Genomic DNA, 20,476 nt, shown 5'->3' with positions numbered 1-20,476 from the left:
AGGGGCACGCGGCCTCGTAAGGTATCCGCGTGACCGGTCCCGTCCCCCGCCCCCAGTCGCTCCTGCTCAGCTTCCTCGGTGACGAGGTGCTGGGTCGCGGGGTGTGCGTGTACACGGGGAGCGTCATCGAGGTGTTCCGGCGGGCCGGCGTCGGAGAGCAGGCCACCCGGTCCACCCTCACCCGCATGGTCGGCCGCGGCCTGCTGAGCCGCCGACGCGAGGGCCGGCGGACCTATGTCGGCCTCACCGACCGCTCCGAGGCGATCCTGCGCGACGGCGAGCGGCGCATCTGGAAGTCCGGCGCGGTCAACCGGGACTGGGACGGCACCTGGACCCTGCTCGGCTTCTCCCTGCCGGAGTCGTGGCAGCGCCAGCGGCACGATCTGCGTTCCCAGTTGACCTGGGCGGGCTTCGGCGCACTGTTCAGCGGGCTGTGGATCGCGCCCGGCGAGGTCGACGTCTCCGGGATCGTCGCCGAGTTGGGCCTGCGGACGCAGGTGAAGGTCTTCCGGGCGCACGCGGACACCGGCACGGACATCGCCGAGATGATCGACGACACCTGGGACCTGGGTGAACTGGCCGCTCATTACCGGGAGTTCGAGGCGTCCTGGCGGCCGTACACGTCGGGCCGGGCGGACCTGACCGCCGAGGACGCCCTCGCGCTGCGCCTCCGGCTGACCGCCGAGTGGCTCCAAGTCATCCGCAGCGACCCCCGGTTGCCCGTGCGGCACCTGCCCGCGGACTGGCCGGCGGCCGCGGCGGAGAAGACGTTCCGCACGGTCCACGCCCTGCTGGAGGCGCCCGCCCGGGACGCGGCGCGCCGGCTCATCGAGACGATTCCGACGGCGTAGCGCCGTGGGCACGTGACGCATCTCCGCTCCCTGCCGCCCGAAAGCAATGTTGTGCACTGTCTTGACCGCCGTAAGAAATCGGCCCTACATTCCTCCACGCTTCGTTCAGTGCACTGAGCATCTGCCGATCTGCCAGGGTCTCCGCTCCGCAGCCGCCCACAAGGAGCCACCTCCATGCCTGCCAGCACCCGCCCCCGGACTTCCCGCACCCGTCTGCGCATCGCCCTGGCCGCCCTGGCCACGCTGGCGTCCGCGGGCCTCACCACCAGCCCCGCGCCGGCCGCCCAGGCGGACACGCCGGCCACCGGCCACCTCACCGGCACCCTCTCCGACGACGCGACCTGGGTCGCTGACGTCCCCGCCCACTGGAACGGCACCCTGCTGCTGTTCAGCCACGGCTTCGGCCCCACCGTCGCCAAGGACGCCCCGTCCGACGCCGTACGCACCGCGTTGCTCGCCGAGGGCTATGCGATGGCCGGGTCGTCGTACGACCCCCATGGCTCGATGTGGGCCCTGGACAGCGCCGAACGCGACCAGTTCGCCACGCTCGACGCCATCACCGCGAAGATCGGCGCACCGCGGCGCACCCTCGCCGTCGGCCAGTCGATGGGCGGGCTCGTCAACGCGCAGATCGCCCGCGACGGCGCCGGCCGCGTGGACGGCGCGCTCGGCCTGTGCGGCCTCGTCGCGGGCGGCACCGACCTGGACAACTACCAGCTCGACGCCGAGTACGCCCTCGCCCGGCTGCTCCTGCCCGGGCAGGACGTCGGCCTGGTCCGCTTCGGCTCCGCCGACGCCGCGGCCGCCACCGCCAAGCGGCTGACCGATGCCGTCACCGCCGCACAGACCACCCCGCAGGGCCGCGCCCGGATCGCACTGGCCGCGGCCTTCCTCAACCTCCCCGCCTGGGCGCCCGGACAAGGCCGGCCCGCACCGGCGGACTGGGCGGGCCAGGAGGAGCAGCAGTACGCGTGGTTCGCGCAGGGCATCCTGTCGTTCGTCGAGGGCGGCCGGTACGCCGTCGAGCAGTCGGCCGGCGGCAACAACTCCTGGAACGCGGGCGTCGACTACGCCCGTCTGCTCGCCGGATCCGTCCACGCGCCGCAGGTCCGCGCGCTGTACCGGGCGGCCGGACTCGACCTGCGCGCCGACCTGACATCCCTGACCCGGGGCGCCGCGATCACCGCGGACCCCGCAGCGGTCCGTGCCGCCCAGCGCACCTCTTCTGCCGGTCAAGGACTCGGCGTACCGCTGCTGGACGTGCACACGATCGCCGACAACCTGGTCCCGGTCGAACAGGAGCGGCGGTTCGGCGACCGGGTGCGCGCGGCCGGGGACGGAGCGCTGCTGCGGCAGGCCTACGTCGAGCGGCAGGGCCACTGCACGTTCACCACCGCCGAGACCGTGGCCGCCCTGCGCGCGCTCGAACACCGCGTCACCACCGGCCACTGGGACGACGCCGCGACGCCGGCCGCGCTCCAGCGGACCGCCACGGCGCTCGGGCCGGACGGGGCGGCGTACATCCCCTACCGCCCGGCACACCTGACGGTCGGCCGCGACCGCCCGGCGCACCCCACCCACCACTGACACCGGGACCCGCCCATGTCCGACGCATCCGTCACCCCGCGCAGTTCCCTTCCCCTCGGCACCCTCGTCGCCGGCTGTCTCGCGGTCTGTCTCGCGCAGATCGGCCTCGCCATACCGGCCACCCTCAACGGTCTGTTCCAGGAACACCTCCACCCCGTCGGCTCCCAACTCACCTGGATCTCCGACGCGTTCCTGCTGCCCGTCGCCGTGCTGGAACTCTCCTTCGGCGTGCTCGGCGACCTCTTCGGCCGCAAACAGCTCCTCGTCGGCGGCGCCGCGCTGTTGTGCGCGGGCGAGGTCGTCGCCGCGAGTTCCTCCGGCATCCATCAGCTGTGGGTGGGGCAGGTGCTGGCCGGGCTCGGCGCCGCCGCGCTCTTCCCCACCTCGCTGGCCATGATCGCGGCCGGTACGCACACCGGCCCGCAGCGCGCCCGCGCCATCGCCGTATGGGCCTCCAGCCTGTCCGCGGGCGGCTTCCTCGCCCCGTTGCTCGGCGGTATCACCGGCACCTACGGCTCGTGGCGCTCGGCGTTCGTGGTGGTCGCCGTGCTGGCCGCGGTGAGCGCCCTGGTGAGTCTGTGGCTCGCCACCAACTCCCGGTCACCGGAAGGCCGTTCGCTGGACGTCGGCGGCCAGCTCACCATCGGTGCCGGTCTGTTCGCCCTGCTGTACGCCGTCATCCAGGGGCCGACGGACGGCTGGGGGTCGGCTCCGGTGGTCGTGGCGTTCGTGATCGCCGCGGTGTTCGTGGGCCTGTTCGTGGCCGCCGAGAGCCGGGCCCGCTCGCCGCTCCTGCGCCTGGACCTGTTCCGCAACCGCTCCTTCGCGATCGCGTCGGTCGTCGCGGTCGTGGGCATGTTCAGCTTCCTGGGCACGGCGTACGCGGCGAGCATCCGGCTCGGTCCCATCCAGCACCAGAGCCCGATGCGCACCGCCTTCGCGTTCCTCCTGCTCAACGGCATCGCCCCGGTCCTCACCCCGCTGACCTCCCGGCTGCTGCACCGGCTGCCCGCGCGGGCGCTGCTCACCGGCGGGCTGGCACTGATCGCCGCGGGCGACTTCCTGGCCGCCGGACTCGATGCAGGCGACCGGAACCTGACCTCGCTGATCCTGCCGCTCGGGCTGGTCGGCGTCGGCTTCGCCTTCACGGTGTCGTCCATCACCGCGACCGCCGTCAACACGGTGCCGCTGCCCCTGGCCGGCATGGCGAGCGCGGCGACCAACCTGCTGCGCGACTTCGGCTTCACCCTCGGGCCCGCGGTCATCGGGGCGGTCGCGCTGAGCCGGGCGGCTTCCCGGGTGACCTCCGCGCTGGCCACCTCGTCGTCCCTGAACGCCGAGTCGAGGGCCGCGGCGCACGAGGTGCTGAAGGAGGGCGGCCCGCTCGCCCTGAACTCCGTCCCCGCCGCCTCCCCGCCGGGCGCGGCCCGCGCGTACGCCCTGGACGCTCTGGGCCACGGTTACGCGATCGGATTCGCCGTGTGCGGTTCGGCAGCCCTGTTCTCGGCACTGCTGGTGGTGACGGCACTGCGCGGGCGTACAGCCGAGGCGGGCGCGTCGCCGGCGGAGGACGGTACGGAGCGGACCGTCCTGACCACGGGATGACACTCGGTGGGCGCGCCCGGGGCTGCTCGGCGCTCCGGGCGCGGCCCTCGTCGGTCCGGGTGTCGGCCGAGGCGAGATGGTCGCCCCACACACACCGTCGTCCGTGCACGGCCATGTCGGCCGAAAGCCGACGCGCGGTGCTGACAAGACCGGTGACGGCACATCAGCATGGGAGCGTGTCCGAGAAGCCGAGCACCCCCCGCCGGATCGCCGACGACCACGTCGCGCAGGTTGCCGCCCTCGACCCCATGACCTCGGCCCGACTCGGTCTGCATCCCGAGGACGACCGGCAGCCGGATCTGTCACCGGAGGGCTTCGAGGCGCTCGCCGAACTGGACCGCCGAACGCTGTCCGTGCTCGACGCCACCGAGCGGGATGCCGAGAAGAACGGTGTGGTGTTCGAGGGCGCCGAGCGGAACTGCGCCCGGCTGCTGCGGGAGCGGCTCACCGCGGAACTCGCCCTGCAGGCGGCGGGTGACCGGTTCCGCGAGCTGCGCAACGTCAACTCGCCCCTGCACAAGGTGCGGAGCATCTTCACCCTGATGCCGACCGACACCGACGAGGACTGGGCGGCCGTGGCCGGACGGCTGCGCAACCTGCCCGGCGCGCTGGACGGCTACCGGGCCACCCTGACCGAGGGCGTCGCCCGCGGGCTGCTGTGCGCTCCGCGCCAGGTCCGGGCCGTCATCGGGCAACTCGCGGCCTGGACCGGCCAGGACGCCGGCGGGGCGAGCTGGTTCGCCACCTTCGTGGCCGCGGGTCCGGATCGGCTCAGGCACGAACTGGACGCCGCCGCCGGCCGTGCGACGGCCTCGGTGGCCGGGTTCCGCGACTGGCTGTGCCACACCTACCTGCCCGCCGCGGACGGCACCCCGGACGCCGTCGGCCGCGAGCGCTACCTGCGCGCGGCCCGCTGGGCCAACGGCATCGCCGTGGACCCGGCCGAGGCCTACGCCTGGGGCTGGGAGGAGTTCCACCGGACGGTCGCCGAGATGCGGTCCGAGGCCGACCGGATCCTGCCCGGTGCCACCGTCCGGGAGACCGTGGACCACCTCAACCGGCACGGCCATGCCATCACGGGTGAGGAGAACATCCGCGCCTGGCTCCAGGAGATCACGGACGAGGCGATCGACGCCCTCGACGGCACCCATTTCGACATCTCCGGCCCACTGCGCCGGGTCGAGACGAGGATCGCGCCTCGGGGCAGCTCGGGCGCTCCCTACTACAACGGCCCCAGCCTCGACTTCAGCCGCCCCGGGCGCACCTACCTGCCCACGCTCGGCCAACAGACCTTCCCCACCTGGGAGATCGTCAGCACCTGGTACCACGAGGGCGTTCCGGGGCACCACCTGCAGACCGCCCGGTGGACCGCTGCCGCGGACCGCCTCAGCAGCTACCAGATCACCCTCGGCGCGGTCAGCGCCGACAAGGAGGGCTGGGCCCTGTACGCCGAGCGCCTGATGGACGAACTGGGCTTCCTCACGGACCCCGCCCGCCGCCTCGGCTATCTGGACAAACAGATGCTCCGGATCATCCGCGTGATCGTGGACATCGGCATGCACCTGGAACTCGCCGTCCCTACCGACTCGGGCTTTCATCCCGGCGAACGCTGGACCCCGGAGCTCGCCACCGCGTTCATGGCCGCCCACCACGGCAGCGACACCGCGCGCCGCACCAGCGAGATCGACCGTTACCTCGGCTGGCCCGGCCAGGCCATCGGCTACAAACTGGGAGAGCGCGCCTGGCTGGAGGGGCGCGAGGCCTCCCGTCGCCGCCACGGCACCGGTTTCGACCTGCGGACCTGGCACATGAACGCGCTCACCCAGGGCTCTCTCGGCCTCGCCGACCTGGCCGACAACCTGGCGTCGCTGTAGGCGGAGCGTCGGCAGCGTCCCTGCGACGGCGACGACCCCCGGTTCGCGCCGACCGCCTCCCGGAACCGGCCCGTCCGGCCCTCTCACCGACCGTGCGGGGCCGGTGAGGGGGGCCGGCCGGGCTCAGGGAACCGGCTCAGAAGCGGGGTGTCTGCGGTGTGTGCTGCGGTGCCGGGGTGATCCGTGGGTTCACACCGGGGTTCTGGCGGCCGGACGGCTCACAGGTGACGTCGTGTGCCGGAAGCCTCCCGCTGCTCAGGTAGGCGTTGACGGTGCGGTTGGCGCAGGCCCGCGGGTCACCGGAGTAGACGCCGTGGCCCTCGCCGCCCTTGACGTACACCATGCGCGAGCCCTTCAGTGCGCGGTGCATGCCGAGGCCGCTGACCAGGGGCGTCTGGGGGTCCCACTGGTTCTGGACGGTGAGCACGCCCACGGTGTTGTCCACCGCGGTGACCGGCTCGGCCGGCTTGCCCCAGAACGCGCAGGGCGTGATGTTGGAGCCGAAGTCGCCGTAGAGGGGGTACTTGGCCTTGTCCCGGATCGCGTCACGCCGGTACTGCTGGGGGTCGTGTGGCCAGGCCGCGGTGTCGCCGCAGACCACGGTCCAGAAGACGACGGAGCCGTTGTCGTCCGGCGGCTGCACGGCGGCCGACCCGGACCGGCGCGGTTCCTGCCGGCCGTCCGGCACGAGGGAACGGCCGGGAGCCGCATGGCCGTCGGCGGCCTTCCTGAGGCTGACGACCGCCGCGGCCGCCGCCTTGGGGCTGAAGAACTCGGGGCGCAGCCTGGCCCGGATGTCGTCCCCGGTGAGCTTTTCGCCGCCGTCGTCGATGGGGGTGCGGTCGGCTCGGGCGACCAGGTCCCAGAACGTCTTCTTCACCTTGGCCGGGGTGTCGCCGAGCCGGTAGGTGCGGTCGCGCTGCGCGGTCCACCTCGTCCAGCGCGTGAACGCCGGCTCGGTGCCCTCCGCCCAGACCTGGATCATGCCGCGCCAGACCCGTGCGGGGTCGACGGCGCTGTCCAGCACGATACGGTCGGCCCGCTGGGGGAACATCTGCGCGAAGACGGCTCCGAGGTACGTGCCGTAGGAGTAGCCCAGGTAGGAGATCTTCCGCTCGCCCAGAACGGCGCGGATGACATCCATGTCGCGGGCGGTGTTGCGGGTGGTGAAGTGCGCGAGTCTGTCGCCGTTCCTGGCACGGCACTTGTCGGCGACGGTCCGCGCCCACTTCACGTCATGGCTGAACGTCTCCGGTTTGTAGGCGTGTTCGAAGGCCTGCTCGCCTGCCGTGAGACCGCAGCTGAGCGGGCTGCTCCGCCCCACCCCGCGCGGATCGAACCCGATGAGGTCGTACTGCCGGCGCACCTCCTTGGGCAACGTGTCCTTCATCATGACCGGCATGTCCAGGCCCTCGCCGCCCGGGCCGCCGGGGTTGAAGAGGAGCGCGCCGTGCCGCTCGGCGGGGACACTGGTCCTGATGCGCGAGATGGCCAGCTTGATCGTCTCGGCGTCGGGCCGGCGGTAGTCGAGCGGGACGTCGATCGTCGCGCACTGGAACGCGGCGGGCTGCGACGTGTCGCACCTGTGCCACGCGGGCTTCTGGTTCGCGAATCTCTGCAGCGGTTCCGCCGCGGATGCCTGCGCCGGGGCGAGGGCGGGCACCAGCGTTGCCGTGACCCCCACGGCGAGCAAGGGCGCCATGCGTCCTATCCGCACGATGGCCGTTCCTTTCGGTCAACTTCCAGGACGGAACGACCATTTCGTGTCGGCGCGGGCGCGCGAATCCCTCTACAGGCCGGACTTGTTACGACTCACGGCGTACACAGAAAGAGACGTACGGAGGAGAACCCGAACGCGTTGATCCGCATCCGCGCCGGGTGCCGGCTCGGCTACGCCACGGCGCGCCTGCTCTACGCGGACGTCCGGCGTGCCCGCATCCAGCCGAAGAGCACCACCGAGCACAGCGCGGCGACGGCGCACCACGTCGACACGAACGCCAGCCGCCACAACACCCAGCACGCCGACGCGCCCACGGCGACCAGGATGCCCAGCACGAGCAGCCACCGGTCACCGGACAGCAGCAGGGAGCCCACCGTGCCCAGCAAGTAGCCGATGACGAGCAGGGGTACCGGGGAAACGTGCAACACGTATGCGAGGGTGTGGCCGTGGATCTCGGCCGTCACCGGTCCGGTGGCAAGGCCACGGGCGAGCGACACGGCGGTCAGCGATCCTGCGGCGAGCGGAACAACCAGCCGGAACCGGGCGTGGGGCGGGGCCACCCACATCACTCCCGCCGGGACCCATACCGCCAGCAGCGGCAGGGCGATGACGGCCCATACGACGGTCGCGGGTCCGCCGCCGCCCCCGCCCGAGCGCCACACCACCGACTCGACGATCTGGTGAACCCCCAGCAGCAACGGCATCGCGGCAAGCGGGAGTTCCCGGCCCTGGCGCACGAGCGCCACGCAAGCCACGCCCACCGCGGCGACACCGCTGCCCGCCGCGAGGTCCGCCGTCGCACTCCAGCACATCACGCCGCCAAGGGGTCGCCGCCGAGCGGTCGGTCACCGGCCTTTCGCCTCTGCCGCCGACCAGGCTACGTCCTTCTGTCGCGGGGCCCGATGAAGAGTTGCGGGGCCCGTTGATGATTAGCTTGCCCCGGCCTTCGCGCCACCCCGCCCCCGGCAGTCTGGAGGACTCCGCACCATGAGCAGTGGCCACACGTACGAGTACAAGGTCGTCACCTTCCGGGAGTCGCTGATCGGCGACGCGCTGGACAGCGACAAGCTGGAGAAGGTCCTGAACAAGCACGCCGAGGAGGGATGGGGCCTGAAGGCCATCACCTCCGCCGACGTCAAGGGCCGCATAGGGCCCGGAGCCGTGGAAGGGCTGCTGCTGACCTTCGAGCGCCCGCGGCAGTGAGATCGTGTGCCGCCCGCGCGCATGCGTGGGCGGCCGCCGGTCCGAAGACACACCCGGGTCCGTATGAGACCGTGGTGTCAGTGACCCCGCCCGCGGATGCGGCCGACACGATGGATCTCAGGGATCTGGCCGACAAGCACGGGGGCGATCCGTTCGGCATCACGTCTGCCGCCGTCGCCCTCACGGACGTACACGGCCTGATCCGCTACTGGAGCCGCAGGGCGGAAGAGCTCCTCGGGTATCCGGCGCCCAGCGTGCTGGGGCGGCCCGCGACCTCCCTCCTGACGAGCGACCGTTCACCGGCGTCCTTGCTCGCCGCGGCGCAGCCGGTCGGGGAGGGCTGGGAGGGCCTGATCACCGCGCGTCACCGGGCGGGCCACCCGGTCGAGCTGGCCCTGCGGGTGTGTCCGCTGCATGCGGAGCAGGGTTCCGTCTGGCTCGCCGTGGCCTGTGAGGTCTCCGACTCGCGCCGGTGGGAACTCGATCAGGCCGTGGTGCGCGGCCTCCTGGAGGAGTCGCCGATCGGCATCGCCGTCCTCGACGGTGAGCTGCGCTTCCAGTGGGTGAACCAGGCGCTGGCCGCCATGGAGGGCATGCCGACCGACCTCGCGGCCCCGGGCGCGGCCGCGCTCGCCGGAGCGGAGCAGGTGCCCTCGGCCGTGGACTGGCAGGCGCGCCAGGCGCTGGTGTCGGGCCGGGTCACGCCGGCCGTGGAACACGTGGCGCCCCGGCACGGCATGTCCCGCCGGAACTCGCAGGGCCGGCTCAGGCTCCGCTCGTCGTTCCCGCTGAGGGACGTCGGCGGCAAGACGCTCGGGGTGTGTCACACCGCCGTCGACTTCACCGCCCAGGACCGCGCACGCGAGCGGCTCGCCCTGGTCAACGAGGCGGCGCAGCGCATCGGCACCACCCTGGACCTCGACGGCACGGTGCAGGAACTGGCCGAGGTGCTGGTGCCGCAGTTCGCCGACTTCGTGGCGATCGATCTCTTCCAGGGCGTCCTCGCGGCCAGGGACCTCACCCCCGGACCGGTCACCGGCGGCACGCTCCAGCGGGCGGTGCACCTGTCGATCCACGAGGAGGTGCCGGAGGCGATCGTTCCCATCGGGGAGTCCAGCGGGTATCCGTCGCAGTCCCCGCAGCAACGGTGCCTCGCCACGGGCCGGCCGATCCTCGATCCGGTGCTGGACCCGACGACGTGGTGGCTGGCCGGCGATGAGCAGCGCCTGTCCAGGATCGTCAGACTGGGTGTGCACACGCACCTGGTGGTGCCGCTCCGGGCGCGGGGCTCGACCATGGGCGTGGTCACGCTGCTGCGCTGGGAGAACCCCAGCCCGTTCGACGAGGACGACCTGCTGCTCGTGGAGGAGCTGGTGGCGCGGGCCGCGGTGTGCGTGGACAATGCCCGGCGGTTCGTCCGCGAGCACAACGCCGCCCTCGCCCTCCAGACCAGTCTGCTGCCCCCGGATCTGCCCGATCACTGCGCCGTCGAGGCCGCATACCGCTATCTGCCGACCGACGCGGAGGCCGGGGTGGGCGGCGACTGGTTCGACGTCATCCCGCTGTCCGGCGCCCGCATCGCCCTGGTCGTGGGGGACGTGGTGGGCCATGGCATCCACGCCGCGGCCAGCATGGGCCGGCTGCGCGCGGCGGTGCAGACACTGGCCGACATGGACCTGCCCCCCGACGAGCTTCTCGCCCATGTCGACGACCTCGTCCTGCGCCTGGCGGACGAGGCGGAAGCGTCCGAGAGCGGGCCGGTGGTGTTCGGCGCCACCTGCGTCTACGCGGTGTACGACCCGATCTCGCGGAAACTGAACGTGGCCCGCGCCGGACACCCCACCCCCGCCATCGCGCACCTCAGCGAGCCGGTCGAACTGCCCGACATCCCCGCCGGCCCCCCGCTGGGGCTGGGCGGTCTGCCCTTCGAGTCGGCCGAGATCGAGCTGGAGGAGGGCAGCGTCGTCGCCCTGTACACCGACGGGCTGATCGAGGCCTCGGACCGCGATGTCGACGTCGGCTTCGAGCGACTCTGCTTCGCCCTGGCCCATCCCGACCGGCCGCTGGAGGAGATCTGCGACACGATGGTCCGCATTCTTCTGCCGGACCATCCGCACGACGACGTCGCCTTCCTCATCGCCCGCACACGCGCCCTCTCCCCCGACCGGGTGGCCGCCTGGGACGTGCCCGCCGATCCCGAGGCGGTGCACGAGGCACGCGACAACACCGCCCGCTGCCTGGCCGCGTGGGGTCTGGAGGACATCGCCTTCACCACCGAGCTGATAGTGAGCGAGCTGGTCACCAACGCCATCACACATGCCTGCGCACCGATCGGCCTGCGGCTGATCCACGAACGGACTCTCATCTGCGAGGTGTCGGACGCCAGCAACACCTCCCCCCATATGCGCCGTGCCCGCAGCACCGACGAGGGAGGGCGAGGTCTCTTCCTGGTCGCGCAGCTCGCCCAGCACTGGGGCACGCGGTACACCGCCACCGGCAAGACCATCTGGGCGGAACAACAGCTGCCGAGCGACGCGCCCCGCTGAGGGTGGTACGGGGCTGCCCCTCACTGCGAGTTCCACGCGCCGCCCGGAGAACGTCCACCGCTGCGGTGCGGCCACGCCCTGTCCACCGTCACCGGCGGCGCCGGTCGCGGACGTGCTCTTCGACGAGGACGAACGGCGCGCCCCGCCGAGTCACCAGCGCGTCCGTTGCGCCTGCACGTAGGTCAGCCATGGCCGCAGGTCACCGCGTCCGAGCAGCTCGAAGCCGGCGTCGGTGACGAGGGTGTCCAGCAGATCGACCCGGTGGTGCGCCATGGCGTGGCCCACACCGCCGTGTACCAGGTGCCGGCCGATCCGGGTCTTCGGCGGCCGGAACTCCACGACGAGCAGCCGCCCGCCGGGTCGCAGGACGCGGTGCATCTCGCGCAGTGCCGTGGGCCGCAGCTCCTCCGGCAGATGGTGCAGCATCAGACTCGTGACGACGGTGTCGAAGGAACCGTCCGGAAAGTCGAGGGCCTCGGCGACGCCCTCACGGTAGTCACAGCGGGCGCTGCCGGGGCGCCGGGTCCTGGTGCGGGCGTAGTCGAGGACCGGCGGGGAGGGATCCACGCCGGTCACCGCGCCCTCCGGGCCGACCCGCGCGGCCATGTGCCGGGTCAGGTAGCCGGTGCCGCATCCCACGTCCAGGACGCGGTCGCCCGGTGCGGCGCCGCTCAGCTCCGCGAGGCGGGAGAAGACGCGTCCGCGGCGGCCGGCGAAGCAGAGGGCGCCGAAGACTTCGTACGCCCGCGGGGTTGCGATGGTCACTCCGGGGGTGTCCGCGTGCGGCCTGCCCTGCATGAGGTGTCCGAGAGGCATGATCCTCCTTCTTAACTTAGTCACGACTAAGCCCAAGCCCAACTTAGTCATGACTAAGAAAAACGGCAAGGGGGCATACGATGATCGGTGTGACCGAGCCCCGATCCCGCACGCGTACCCGGCTGAGCGCCGCCGAGCGCCGTGCCTCGATCCTCACCGCGGCCACCGAGGTCTTCTCCGAGGCCGGCTACCAGCGCGGCAAGGTATCCGACATCGCCCGGCGGGTGGGCGTCACCGAGCCCGTCGTCTTCCAGAACTTCGGCTCCAAGTCCGCGCTGTACCGGGCGGTCCTCGACCACGCCACCGACGCGGTCTCCGCCCTTCTGCACCGGGCGGCCGATGCGGGCCGGCCGGTCCCCGAGGTGCTGGCGGCATTCCTGGACCCCGCCCGCATGGACCACTTCCACCGGCCCGGCTCCCACGGCTTCCTCTTCGCCGACGCCACCGCCCTGGCCCATGACCCGGACCTCGGCGAGGCCCTCCGCCAGGTCCATCAGCATCTCGCCGACACGCTCGCCGACCTGCTCCGCCGCGGCCAGGCCGCCGGAGACGTCCGCGACGACATCCAGCCGCACACGGCCGCCTGGTGGCTCGTCTCGCTCCTCGCCGGGCGCTCCTTCCGCGCGGCCGTCGTCCCGGACCGCGACACCGTCGAGGCAGAACTGACCCGGATGGCATTGCGGTCGCTGCTGCCGGAGCGGCCTGCCGGGTGACGTGTGGGGACCGGCCCTGGGCCGGTCCCCACACGCCGGCTCGCGCGGCGTTGCTACACGGTGAGGTCCTCCTCCTCGGGGAGTTCGTCGGTGTCGACGCCGCGCACCTGGGCCAGTTCGTGTGTGAGGGCGGCGAGTTCGGCGCCGCCGGCCATGTGGTTGGTCAGTTCCTCCCGGCCGACCTCGGCGCGGAGGCGGACCGCCCGCCATCCACATCTTTCATCATGCGCCAACTCGCACAATCTGCCTGCGTTTTCCAGGTTTACCGTGACCAACAGGCGCCTATGGAAAGACATCTGCTTTATTCATTGACAGCGAAAAAGAACCTCTCTAGGTTTCCGGCCATGACGCCGGCCACCTCCCTGGTCTTCACCACGCTGCTCTCCCACGGTCCGCTCACCCGGGCCGAGGTGGGGCGGCGCACCCAGCTCTCTCCGGCCGCCGTCACCAAGGCGGTCCGTCCGCTGATGGAACTCGGCTACCTGGTCGAGGGCGTGGACGAAGAGGCGCGTCCCGCGGTGGGACGCCCGGCCAGCCTGGTGTGGGTGGACGGGGGGAGGGCGCTGTTCATCGGGATCAAGGTGACAGGCGACGAGATCATCGCCGTACTGGCCGACCTGTGTTGCCGTGTCCGGTTGTCCCGGCACGTACGGCTCACGGGCCGCGAGCCGGGGGCGGTGCTCCCCGTCATCACCGCGCTGGTACAGGAGTTGCTCACGGAGGCCGACGGTTTCGGTGTGCAGGTACGGGGCCTGGGCATCGCAATCTCGGGGGATGTGGACCGCGCGGACGGTGTGGTCCGCTACTCGCCCTTCCTGGAGTGGCGGGACGTACCGCTGGCCGCGATCGCCGGGACCGCGACCGGGCTGCCGGTCACGGTCGACAACGACGTACGGGCGCTCACGGTCGCCGAGCACTGGTTCGGGGCCGGAGTCGGTCTCTCGGACTTCGCCCTGGTGACCGTGGGCGCCGGCATCGGATGTGGCCTGGTGGTGCATGGGCAGGTGGTGTCGGGCGCGCACGGCGTGGCCGGCGAGATCGGGCATCTCTCACTCGACCCGCTCGGCCCGCTGTGCCACTGCGGCAACCGGGGATGTGTGGAGGCGATCGCGGCGGATCCGGCGATACTCCGCGCGGTGTGCGCGGCCACCGACAAGCAGGTGAGCGACGCGGCCGAGGCGCTGGCACTGGCCCACAGCGGAGAGCCCGGTGTCAGAGAGGTCTACGCACGAGCCGGCGAAGCCGTCGGCAAGGCCATCGGCTTCCTGGTGAACATCCTCGGTCCCGAGCGGGTGGTCATCTCCGGCGAGGGCCTGGCCGCCTACGACCTGGTCGCCGAGGGCATCCGGGACGCGTTCGCCGCGTCCGCCTTCGGCACCGCTGCGCAGTGCGACGTGGTGACACGTCCCCTGCCGTTCGAGGAGTGGGCGCGCGGAGCCGCGGCCACCGCCATCCAGTCCTTCATGGGATCGGGCATGTGAGAAGGAGGAGCGATGACGCTGCAGAGCCGCAGCCCCCACAGTCCGGCCACCTCATCGCGGCAGGGCTTTTCATGACCGCGATCCCCATGTTCCTGATGTGCCCGACGGTGCAGCGCCGGTTCATCAGCGGGCTCCCCATCGGCTCGGGCGAGGGCTGAGCCCCGCCGCACGCGGCGTGTCCTGCCCGGCCGGCCGCCCTCTCCGGCCCGCCTTCGGGCCTCGTACGACGCCCCTCCCCCACCCTGAACCACGCCCGCCCCCCACCGGGTGCCACCGCGCGTTCCCGCTCCCTCAGCCCCACCCCACCTCACCTCAGGAGGCGACCCATGCGGTCATCCCCGTACAGAGTCCTGCGCGGAGCCCTCCCCGGCCTTCCGCGCCGCACCGTCAGAGCGGCGCTGGTCCTGGCCGTCACCGCCGGACTCGCCACAGTGGCCCCGGCCGTCGCCACCCAGGCCGTCGCTTCCGGCTCCCCGAGTACAGCCGTCACCTCGGCCGCTACCACGGACGGCGCCGCCTCCGGTATCGCGGCCAAGCCGTACATGGGCTGGTCCAGTTGGAGTATGCAGTCCTCCCAGTACCCGGGCCTCAACCCGGACGGCAACTACAGCTACCTCACCGAGGCGAACGTCCTGAAGCAGACCGACGCCCTCGCCGCCACGCTCAAGAAGTACGGCTACGACCATGTCAACATCGACGCCGGCTGGTGGATGGACAAGAACTGGACGTCCGAGTTCGACCAGTACGGCCGGCAGACACCCGACCCGGTCCGGTTCCCCGACGGTATGAAGTCGGTCGCCGACCACATCCACGCCAAGGGTCTCAAGGCCGGCATCTATCTGCCCGTCGGCCTGGAGAAGGGGGCGTACGGCGACGGCAAGGTTCCGGTCCACAACGCCCCCGGCTGCACCACGGCGGACATCGTCTACCCGGATCTGCGCACCACCAACGGCTGGGACAGCGCCTACAAGCTGGACTTCGACAACCCGTGCGCGCAGAAGTACGTCGACTCGCAGGCGCAGATGCTCGCGGACTGGGGCTACGACTTCCTCAAACTGGACGGGGTGGGCCCCGGCTCGTTCAAGTCCGGTGACAACTACAACAACGTCGCGGACGTGGCCGCCTGGCACCAGGCCATCGCCGGCACCGGGCGCCCGATCCATCTGGAGCTGTCCTGGTCGCTCGACATCGGCCACGCCGCCGACTGGAAGAAGTACTCCAACGGCTGGCGCATCGACACCGATGTGGAGTGCTACTGCAACACCCTGGTCACCTGGGAGAACTCGGTCAACGACCGGTGGAACGACGCCCCCGCGTGGAGCCACAGGGCGGGCCCGGGCGGCTGGAACGACCTCGACGCGATCGACGTCGGCAACGGCGCGATGGACGGTCTCACCAACGCCGAGCGACAGAGCTACATGACCCTGTGGGCCATCAACAAGTCGCCCTTGTTCACCGGTGACGACCTCACCAAGCTGGACAGCTACGGCCTCTCCCTGCTGACCAACCAGGAAGTCATCGGCGTCGACCAGAACGACTCGCCCGTCGCACGCCCCGTCACGCCGCTGGGCGATCAGCAGGTCTGGGGAACCAGGAACGCCGACGGCACGTACACCGTGGCCCTGTTCGATCTCGGCGGTTCACCGGCCTCCGTCACCGCCGACTGGGCGTCCTTCGGCTTCACCGGCGCGGCCTCCGTGCGCGACCTGTGGAACCACCGGAACCTCGGCACGTACAAGAACAGGATCACCGCGACGCTGCCCGCGCACGGCTCACGGTTGTTCACCGTCAAGCCCGGCGGCACGCCGCCGGCGACCACCCGCTACGAGGCCGAGTCCGCCGACAACACCCTCACCGGCAACGCCTCCACAGCCGCGTGCGGCTCCTGTTCCGGCGGCAAGAAGGTCGGCAACCTCTATCTCGACAGCAAGCTGCAGTTCAACGACATCACGGTGAAGAAGGACGGCATCTACACCGTCAACGTCGCCTACGTCAGCGGTGATCCCCGCTCGGTCACCGTCTACTCCAACAGCGGCAACGGCACCAGCCTGAAGTTCCCCTCGACGGGCGACTGGGACACCGTCGACACGGTCAGCGTCCAGCTGGCGCTGAAGGCGGGCTCCAACACCATCACGTTCGACAGCGGCTGGGACTACTCCCCTGACATCGACAGGATCGACGTACCCAAGTCAGCCTGACCATTCGCGCGGGGCCGGGGTGGGACACGCCCCCCGGTGCCGCACCGCCCCGCACCGCGCCGTTCCCCTCACATGGAGTGCACCACGTGGACACCGAGCACACCGAGCACACCGAATCGCGCGACAACCACCCGAGCCGCAGGGGCTTTCTCGCTCTCGCCGCCGCCGGCGGCGCGGCCGCCGCCCTCGGCGGTCTGCCCGCCTTCACCGCATCGGCGGCCCCCGTCCGCCCCACCTCCTCGCCGCTGCTGTCCGCGGCCGCCGCCGCCAGGAACCAGCTGTGGTGGCAGGCTCCCGGCTCCGCCAACTCGATGATCCGGCAGGGCCTGCCGGTGGGCAACGGGCGCCTCGGAGCGCTCGCGGGCAACGACCCCGCCGCCGAACTGCTGACGATCAGCGACGCCACCCTGTGGACCGGCGGCCGCAACGACACCCTGCAGAGCGACGGCCAATTCCCCTACGGCCGGGACGACTTCGGCTCCCTGACCCTGCTGGCCGAGCTCACCGTCACCATCGACGGGCACGACCTGGGATCGGTCGACAACTACCGCCGCTCCCTCGACCTGGCCCAGGGCCTCGTCAGCGCCTCCTACGACCTGTCCGGCGTCACCTACCAGCGGCAGATCTTCGCCAGCCGCCCGGACGACGTCATCGTCCTGCACTTCTCCCAGCAGGGCGGCGGCACCTACACCGGTACCGTGACCCTCGCCGGGACCCACGGGGAGACCACCACGGCCGACAGCGCCGGGCGCTGCGCGTCGTTCGGCGCCTGCTTGCCCAACGGGCTGAAGTACGGCGCCGCCGTCACGGCCCGCAGCAGCAGCGGCACGGTCGCCGTCGACGGTACGTCGATCTCCTTCAGGGGCTGCATGGACCTCACGGTGGTGGTCAGCGGCGGCAGCGACTACGCGCCCGACGCGGCCGCCGGGTTCCGCGACCCGTCCATGGACCCGGAGCGCCTGGCGCGGACCAAGGTCGCCGCCGCGGCCGGGCACTCCGCGACCACCCTGCTGCACACCCATGTCGCCGACTTCCGCCCGGTGTTCGAGCAGTTGGACATCGACCTCGGCACGTCGTCCGCCGCACAGCGCAGGCTGGACACCTGGCAACGGGTGCAGGCCCGCTACCGGGACGACGTCCCCGACCCCGAACTCGAGGCCGCCTACCTCCAGTTCGGCCGATACCTGATGATCTCCGGATCGCGGGGCACGCTGCCGATGGGCCTGCAGGGCCCCTGGCTGGACGGCAACGACCCGGACTGGATGGGCGACTACCACACCGACATCAACGTCCAGATGAACTACTGGATGGCCGACCGTGCCGGCCTGTCCGGCTGCTTCGACGCCTTCGCGGACTACTGCCTCGCGCAGCTGCCCTCCTGGACGGACATCACACAACGGCTGTTCAACAGCCCGGCCAACAGATACCGCAACTCCAGCGGGAAGCTGGCCGGTTGGACCGTGGCCATCTCCACCAACCCCTACGGCGGTGGCGGCTGGTGGTGGCATCCGGCCGGCAACGCCTGGCTGTGCCAGAGCCTGTTCGAGCACTACGAGTACACCCAGGACCGCGCCTACCTGCAGAAGATCTACCCCCTCGTCAAGGGCGCCGTGGAGTTCTGGGAGGCCCGCCTCGTCACCACGACCGTCACCGACGCCTCCGGAGCCTCGCGCGAGGTCCTCATCGCCGACAGCGACTGGTCGCCCGAGCAGGGGCCGCTGGACGCGAAGGGCATCACCTACGCCCAGGAACTGGTGTGGAACCTCTTCGGCAACTACCACACCGCGACCCAGGTGCTCGGCAAGGACACCTCCTACAGCGCGACCATCGACGGTCTGCGCCGGCGCCTGTACCTGCCCGTGGTCAGCCCCAGGACCGGGTGGCTGGAGGAGTGGATGTCGCCCGACAACCTCGGCGAGACCACACACCGGCATCTCTCGCCGCTCATCGGCCTCTTCCCCGGCGACCGGATCCGCCCGGACGACTCCACCCCGAAGGACATCCTCGCCGGCGCCACGGCCCTGCTGACCGCCCGCGGCATGAACAGCTACGGCTGGTCCAACGCCTGGCGCAGCCTGTGCTGGGCCCGGCTGAAGAACGCGGAGAAGGCCTACCAGCTCGTCGTCAACAATCTCAAGCCCTCGGTGAACGGCGGCAACGGCACCGCGCCGAACCTCTTCGACATCATGGACATGGGGCAGGGCCGCGGCATCTTCCAGATCGACGCCAACTTCGGCACACCCTCCGCGATCATCGAGATGCTCGTCTACTCACGCCCGGGCCACGTCGAGTTGCTGCCCGCGCTGCCTTCCGCCTGGGCGGCGTCCGGCTCGGTGTCCGGCGTCGGAGTCCGCGGCGGCTTCGTGGCCGGCCTGAAGTGGAAGAACGGCAAGGTCACACAGGTGACGCTGAAGAGCGTCGGCGGCCGGGACACGACCGTCGTCTCGGGCGGTACCTCACGGAAGATCAGCCTCAAGCCCGGAGAGTCCGTCACTCTGGGCACTTTCGGCTGAGGACGCGGACCACGAGAAGAGTGGAGAGATCGAGGATGTCCCCGGAAGAGAGAACCATGGCGACGGGTCGCCGACCGCGTCGCAGAACCCTGCTGTCCGTGTGCGGCGCGCTGACCGGATGTGCCCTGGCGGTCGTTCCGCTGAGCACCGCGCAGGTGGCGAGCGCCGCCACTTCCTCACAGCAGAGCAAGGGAACCCGGGTCAGCGCCTGGTCGCCCAGCATGACGACCGGCGGGCCGTCCTTCACCGACCGGACCATCCGGATGGTGGTGCACAGCAGCGTCTCGGGCTCGGGCGCCCGCATCACCCTGTCCAACCGGTACAGCCCCACCCCGCTCGACGTCAGCGCCGTGGACGTGGCCGTCCAGGCGAGCGGTGGCGAGGCCAAGCGCGGCACCACGCGCAACGTCACCTTCGGCGGATCCCGCCACGTCGCGATCCCGGCCGGTGCAGAGGTGGTCAGCAACGTCGTCCCGATCCCGGTCGGCGCCGGGGAGAACCTGCTCGTCAGCCTCTACGTCCCCGGTACGACGGGGGTGTCGACCTGGCACTCCGACGCGTTCGACACCACCTACATCGCCTCCGGCAACCACACCGGTGACGACAGCGCCGCCGCCTTCGGCACCACCACGACCTCCTGGTACTACCTGGCGGGGCTGGACGTCGTGTCACCGACCGCGCGGGGCACCGTCGTCGCCTTCGGTGACTCCATCACGGACGGCTACCACTCCTCGACCGGCACCTACAGCCGGTGGCCCGACTTCCTCGGGCGCCGGCTCGCCGCCGGACCGGGTCCGCAGAGGCTGAGCGTCGTCGACGCCGGGATCGGCGGCAACCGGGTCCTCACCGACGTCCCCAACCTCTGGCAGGGCGTCAGCGCCCTCAAACGGTTCGGGCATGACGCGCTCGGCCAGAGGGGGGTCAGGGACGTGATCCTCTTCGAAGGCATCAACGACATCGGCAACAACGCCGGCCCCGACGGCAGGCCGCTGACCGCCCAGGACCTCATCAACGGCTACCGCACCCTGATCGATCAGGCGCATGCCGCGCACGTCCGCGTCATCGGTGCGACCCTGATGCCCGACAAGGGCAACGGGTACTACACGCCTGCCGCCGAGGCGATCCGCCAGAGCGTCAACCGGTGGATCCGCACCGGCGGCGCCTTCGACGGCGTCATCGACTTCGACCGGGCCATGCGGGACCCCGCGAACCCGGCCGCCCTCGACCCGGCCTACGACTCGGGCGACCACCTCCACCCCGGCGACGCGGGCATGAAGGCCATGGCCGACGCGGTGGACCTGCGGCTGCTGCGCACCTGACACCGGCCGCCGGACGCACGGCCCGAGGCGGTCACCGACGCCGTGACGGC

Annotated in this window: 14 protein-coding genes and 1 pseudogene; 11 read left to right on the top strand and 4 right to left on the bottom strand. The window is 71.4% G+C overall.

Translation table 11 applies throughout. From position 1 onward, the window contains the following. Positions 1–23: 23 nt before the first annotated feature. The 4 genes from ABT288_RS04485 (at position 24) to ABT288_RS04470 (ending at position 5,917) form a co-directional block, all read left to right on the top strand. Positions 24–851 (top strand): PaaX family transcriptional regulator, encoded by an 828-nt coding sequence (locus ABT288_RS04485; protein ID WP_351602873.1) that lies wholly within the window; start codon positions 24–26, stop codon positions 849–851. Between the two features lie 174 nt (positions 852–1,025). After that, positions 1,026–2,438 (top strand): alpha/beta hydrolase, encoded by a 1,413-nt coding sequence (locus ABT288_RS04480; protein ID WP_351602675.1) that lies wholly within the window; start codon positions 1,026–1,028, stop codon positions 2,436–2,438. 15 nt (positions 2,439–2,453) lie between these two features. Next, entirely contained in the window at positions 2,454–4,043 is a 1,590-nt protein-coding gene (locus tag ABT288_RS04475; protein WP_351602673.1) for an MFS transporter, read from the top strand. Positions 4,044–4,219: 176 nt separating this feature from the next. Next, on the top strand, positions 4,220–5,917 hold the full coding sequence (locus ABT288_RS04470; protein ID WP_351602671.1) for a DUF885 domain-containing protein: 1,698 nt from the start codon (positions 4,220–4,222) through the stop codon (positions 5,915–5,917). A 136-nt stretch (positions 5,918–6,053) separates the two neighbouring features. Here ABT288_RS04470 and ABT288_RS04465 read toward each other — a convergent pair whose 3' ends face one another. Together ABT288_RS04465 and ABT288_RS04460 are read right to left on the bottom strand one after the other, a co-directional pair. After that, the gene (locus tag ABT288_RS04465; RefSeq protein WP_351602669.1) at positions 6,054–7,634 is read right to left on the bottom strand and encodes an alpha/beta hydrolase; all 1,581 of its coding nucleotides are present in this window, start codon (positions 7,632–7,634) and stop codon (positions 6,054–6,056) included. 194 nt (positions 7,635–7,828) lie between these two features. Next, the gene (locus ABT288_RS04460; protein WP_351602871.1) at positions 7,829–8,449 is read right to left on the bottom strand and encodes a DUF6629 family protein; all 621 of its coding nucleotides are present in this window, start codon (positions 8,447–8,449) and stop codon (positions 7,829–7,831) included. A 175-nt stretch (positions 8,450–8,624) separates the two neighbouring features. On the opposite strand from ABT288_RS04460, the gene ABT288_RS04455 reads away from it, so the two are divergent. Both ABT288_RS04455 and ABT288_RS04450 read left to right on the top strand, forming a co-directional pair. Then, positions 8,625–8,840, top strand: coding sequence for a DUF4177 domain-containing protein (locus ABT288_RS04455; RefSeq protein WP_351602667.1), 216 nt, complete (start codon positions 8,625–8,627; stop codon positions 8,838–8,840). An 80-nt stretch (positions 8,841–8,920) separates the two neighbouring features. Then, complete coding sequence (locus ABT288_RS04450) at positions 8,921–11,386, top strand: SpoIIE family protein phosphatase (RefSeq protein ID WP_351602665.1); 2,466 nt, start codon at positions 8,921–8,923, stop codon at positions 11,384–11,386. 150 nt (positions 11,387–11,536) lie between these two features. On the opposite strand, the gene ABT288_RS04445 is transcribed toward ABT288_RS04450, so the two are convergent. Continuing rightward, positions 11,537–12,202, bottom strand: coding sequence for a class I SAM-dependent methyltransferase (locus ABT288_RS04445; RefSeq protein WP_351602663.1), 666 nt, complete (start codon positions 12,200–12,202; stop codon positions 11,537–11,539). An 89-nt stretch (positions 12,203–12,291) separates the two neighbouring features. Here ABT288_RS04445 and ABT288_RS04440 point away from each other — a divergent pair, with 89 nt between their 5' ends. Beyond that, on the top strand, positions 12,292–12,915 hold the full coding sequence (locus ABT288_RS04440; RefSeq protein ID WP_351602661.1) for a TetR family transcriptional regulator: 624 nt from the start codon (positions 12,292–12,294) through the stop codon (positions 12,913–12,915). Positions 12,916–12,968: 53 nt separating this feature from the next. On the opposite strand, the pseudogene ABT288_RS04435 reads toward ABT288_RS04440, so the two are convergent. Then, positions 12,969–13,106, bottom strand: a pseudogene (locus ABT288_RS04435) (sugar ABC transporter ATP-binding protein); the annotation flags it as partial. Between the two features lie 153 nt (positions 13,107–13,259). Between ABT288_RS04435 and ABT288_RS04430 the strand changes: the two are divergent. The 4 genes from ABT288_RS04430 to ABT288_RS04415 all read left to right on the top strand — a co-directional run bounded on the left by ABT288_RS04430 (position 13,260) and on the right by ABT288_RS04415 (position 20,426). Further along, the gene (locus ABT288_RS04430) at positions 13,260–14,396 is read left to right on the top strand and encodes an ROK family protein (RefSeq protein ID WP_351602659.1); all 1,137 of its coding nucleotides are present in this window, start codon (positions 13,260–13,262) and stop codon (positions 14,394–14,396) included. Between the two features lie 326 nt (positions 14,397–14,722). Then, on the top strand, positions 14,723–16,594 hold the full coding sequence (locus ABT288_RS04425; RefSeq protein ID WP_351602657.1) for an alpha-galactosidase D: 1,872 nt from the start codon (positions 14,723–14,725) through the stop codon (positions 16,592–16,594). A gap of 86 nt (positions 16,595–16,680) precedes the next feature. Beyond that, positions 16,681–19,107 (top strand): glycosyl hydrolase family 95 catalytic domain-containing protein, encoded by a 2,427-nt coding sequence (locus ABT288_RS04420; protein WP_502972722.1) that lies wholly within the window; start codon positions 16,681–16,683, stop codon positions 19,105–19,107. A gap of 56 nt (positions 19,108–19,163) precedes the next feature. Then, positions 19,164–20,426, top strand: a complete 1,263-nt coding sequence (locus ABT288_RS04415; protein WP_351602653.1) for an SGNH/GDSL hydrolase family protein — start codon at positions 19,164–19,166, stop codon at positions 20,424–20,426. The last annotated feature ends 50 nt before the right edge of the window (positions 20,427–20,476 follow it).

The organism is Streptomyces sp. NPDC001093 (genome assembly GCF_040298985.1).
GTDB lineage: Bacteria > Actinomycetota > Actinomycetes > Streptomycetales > Streptomycetaceae > Streptomyces.
The sequence above is the reverse complement of the archived record's forward strand: the minus strand, read 5'-3'. Positions and strand labels throughout refer to the sequence as shown.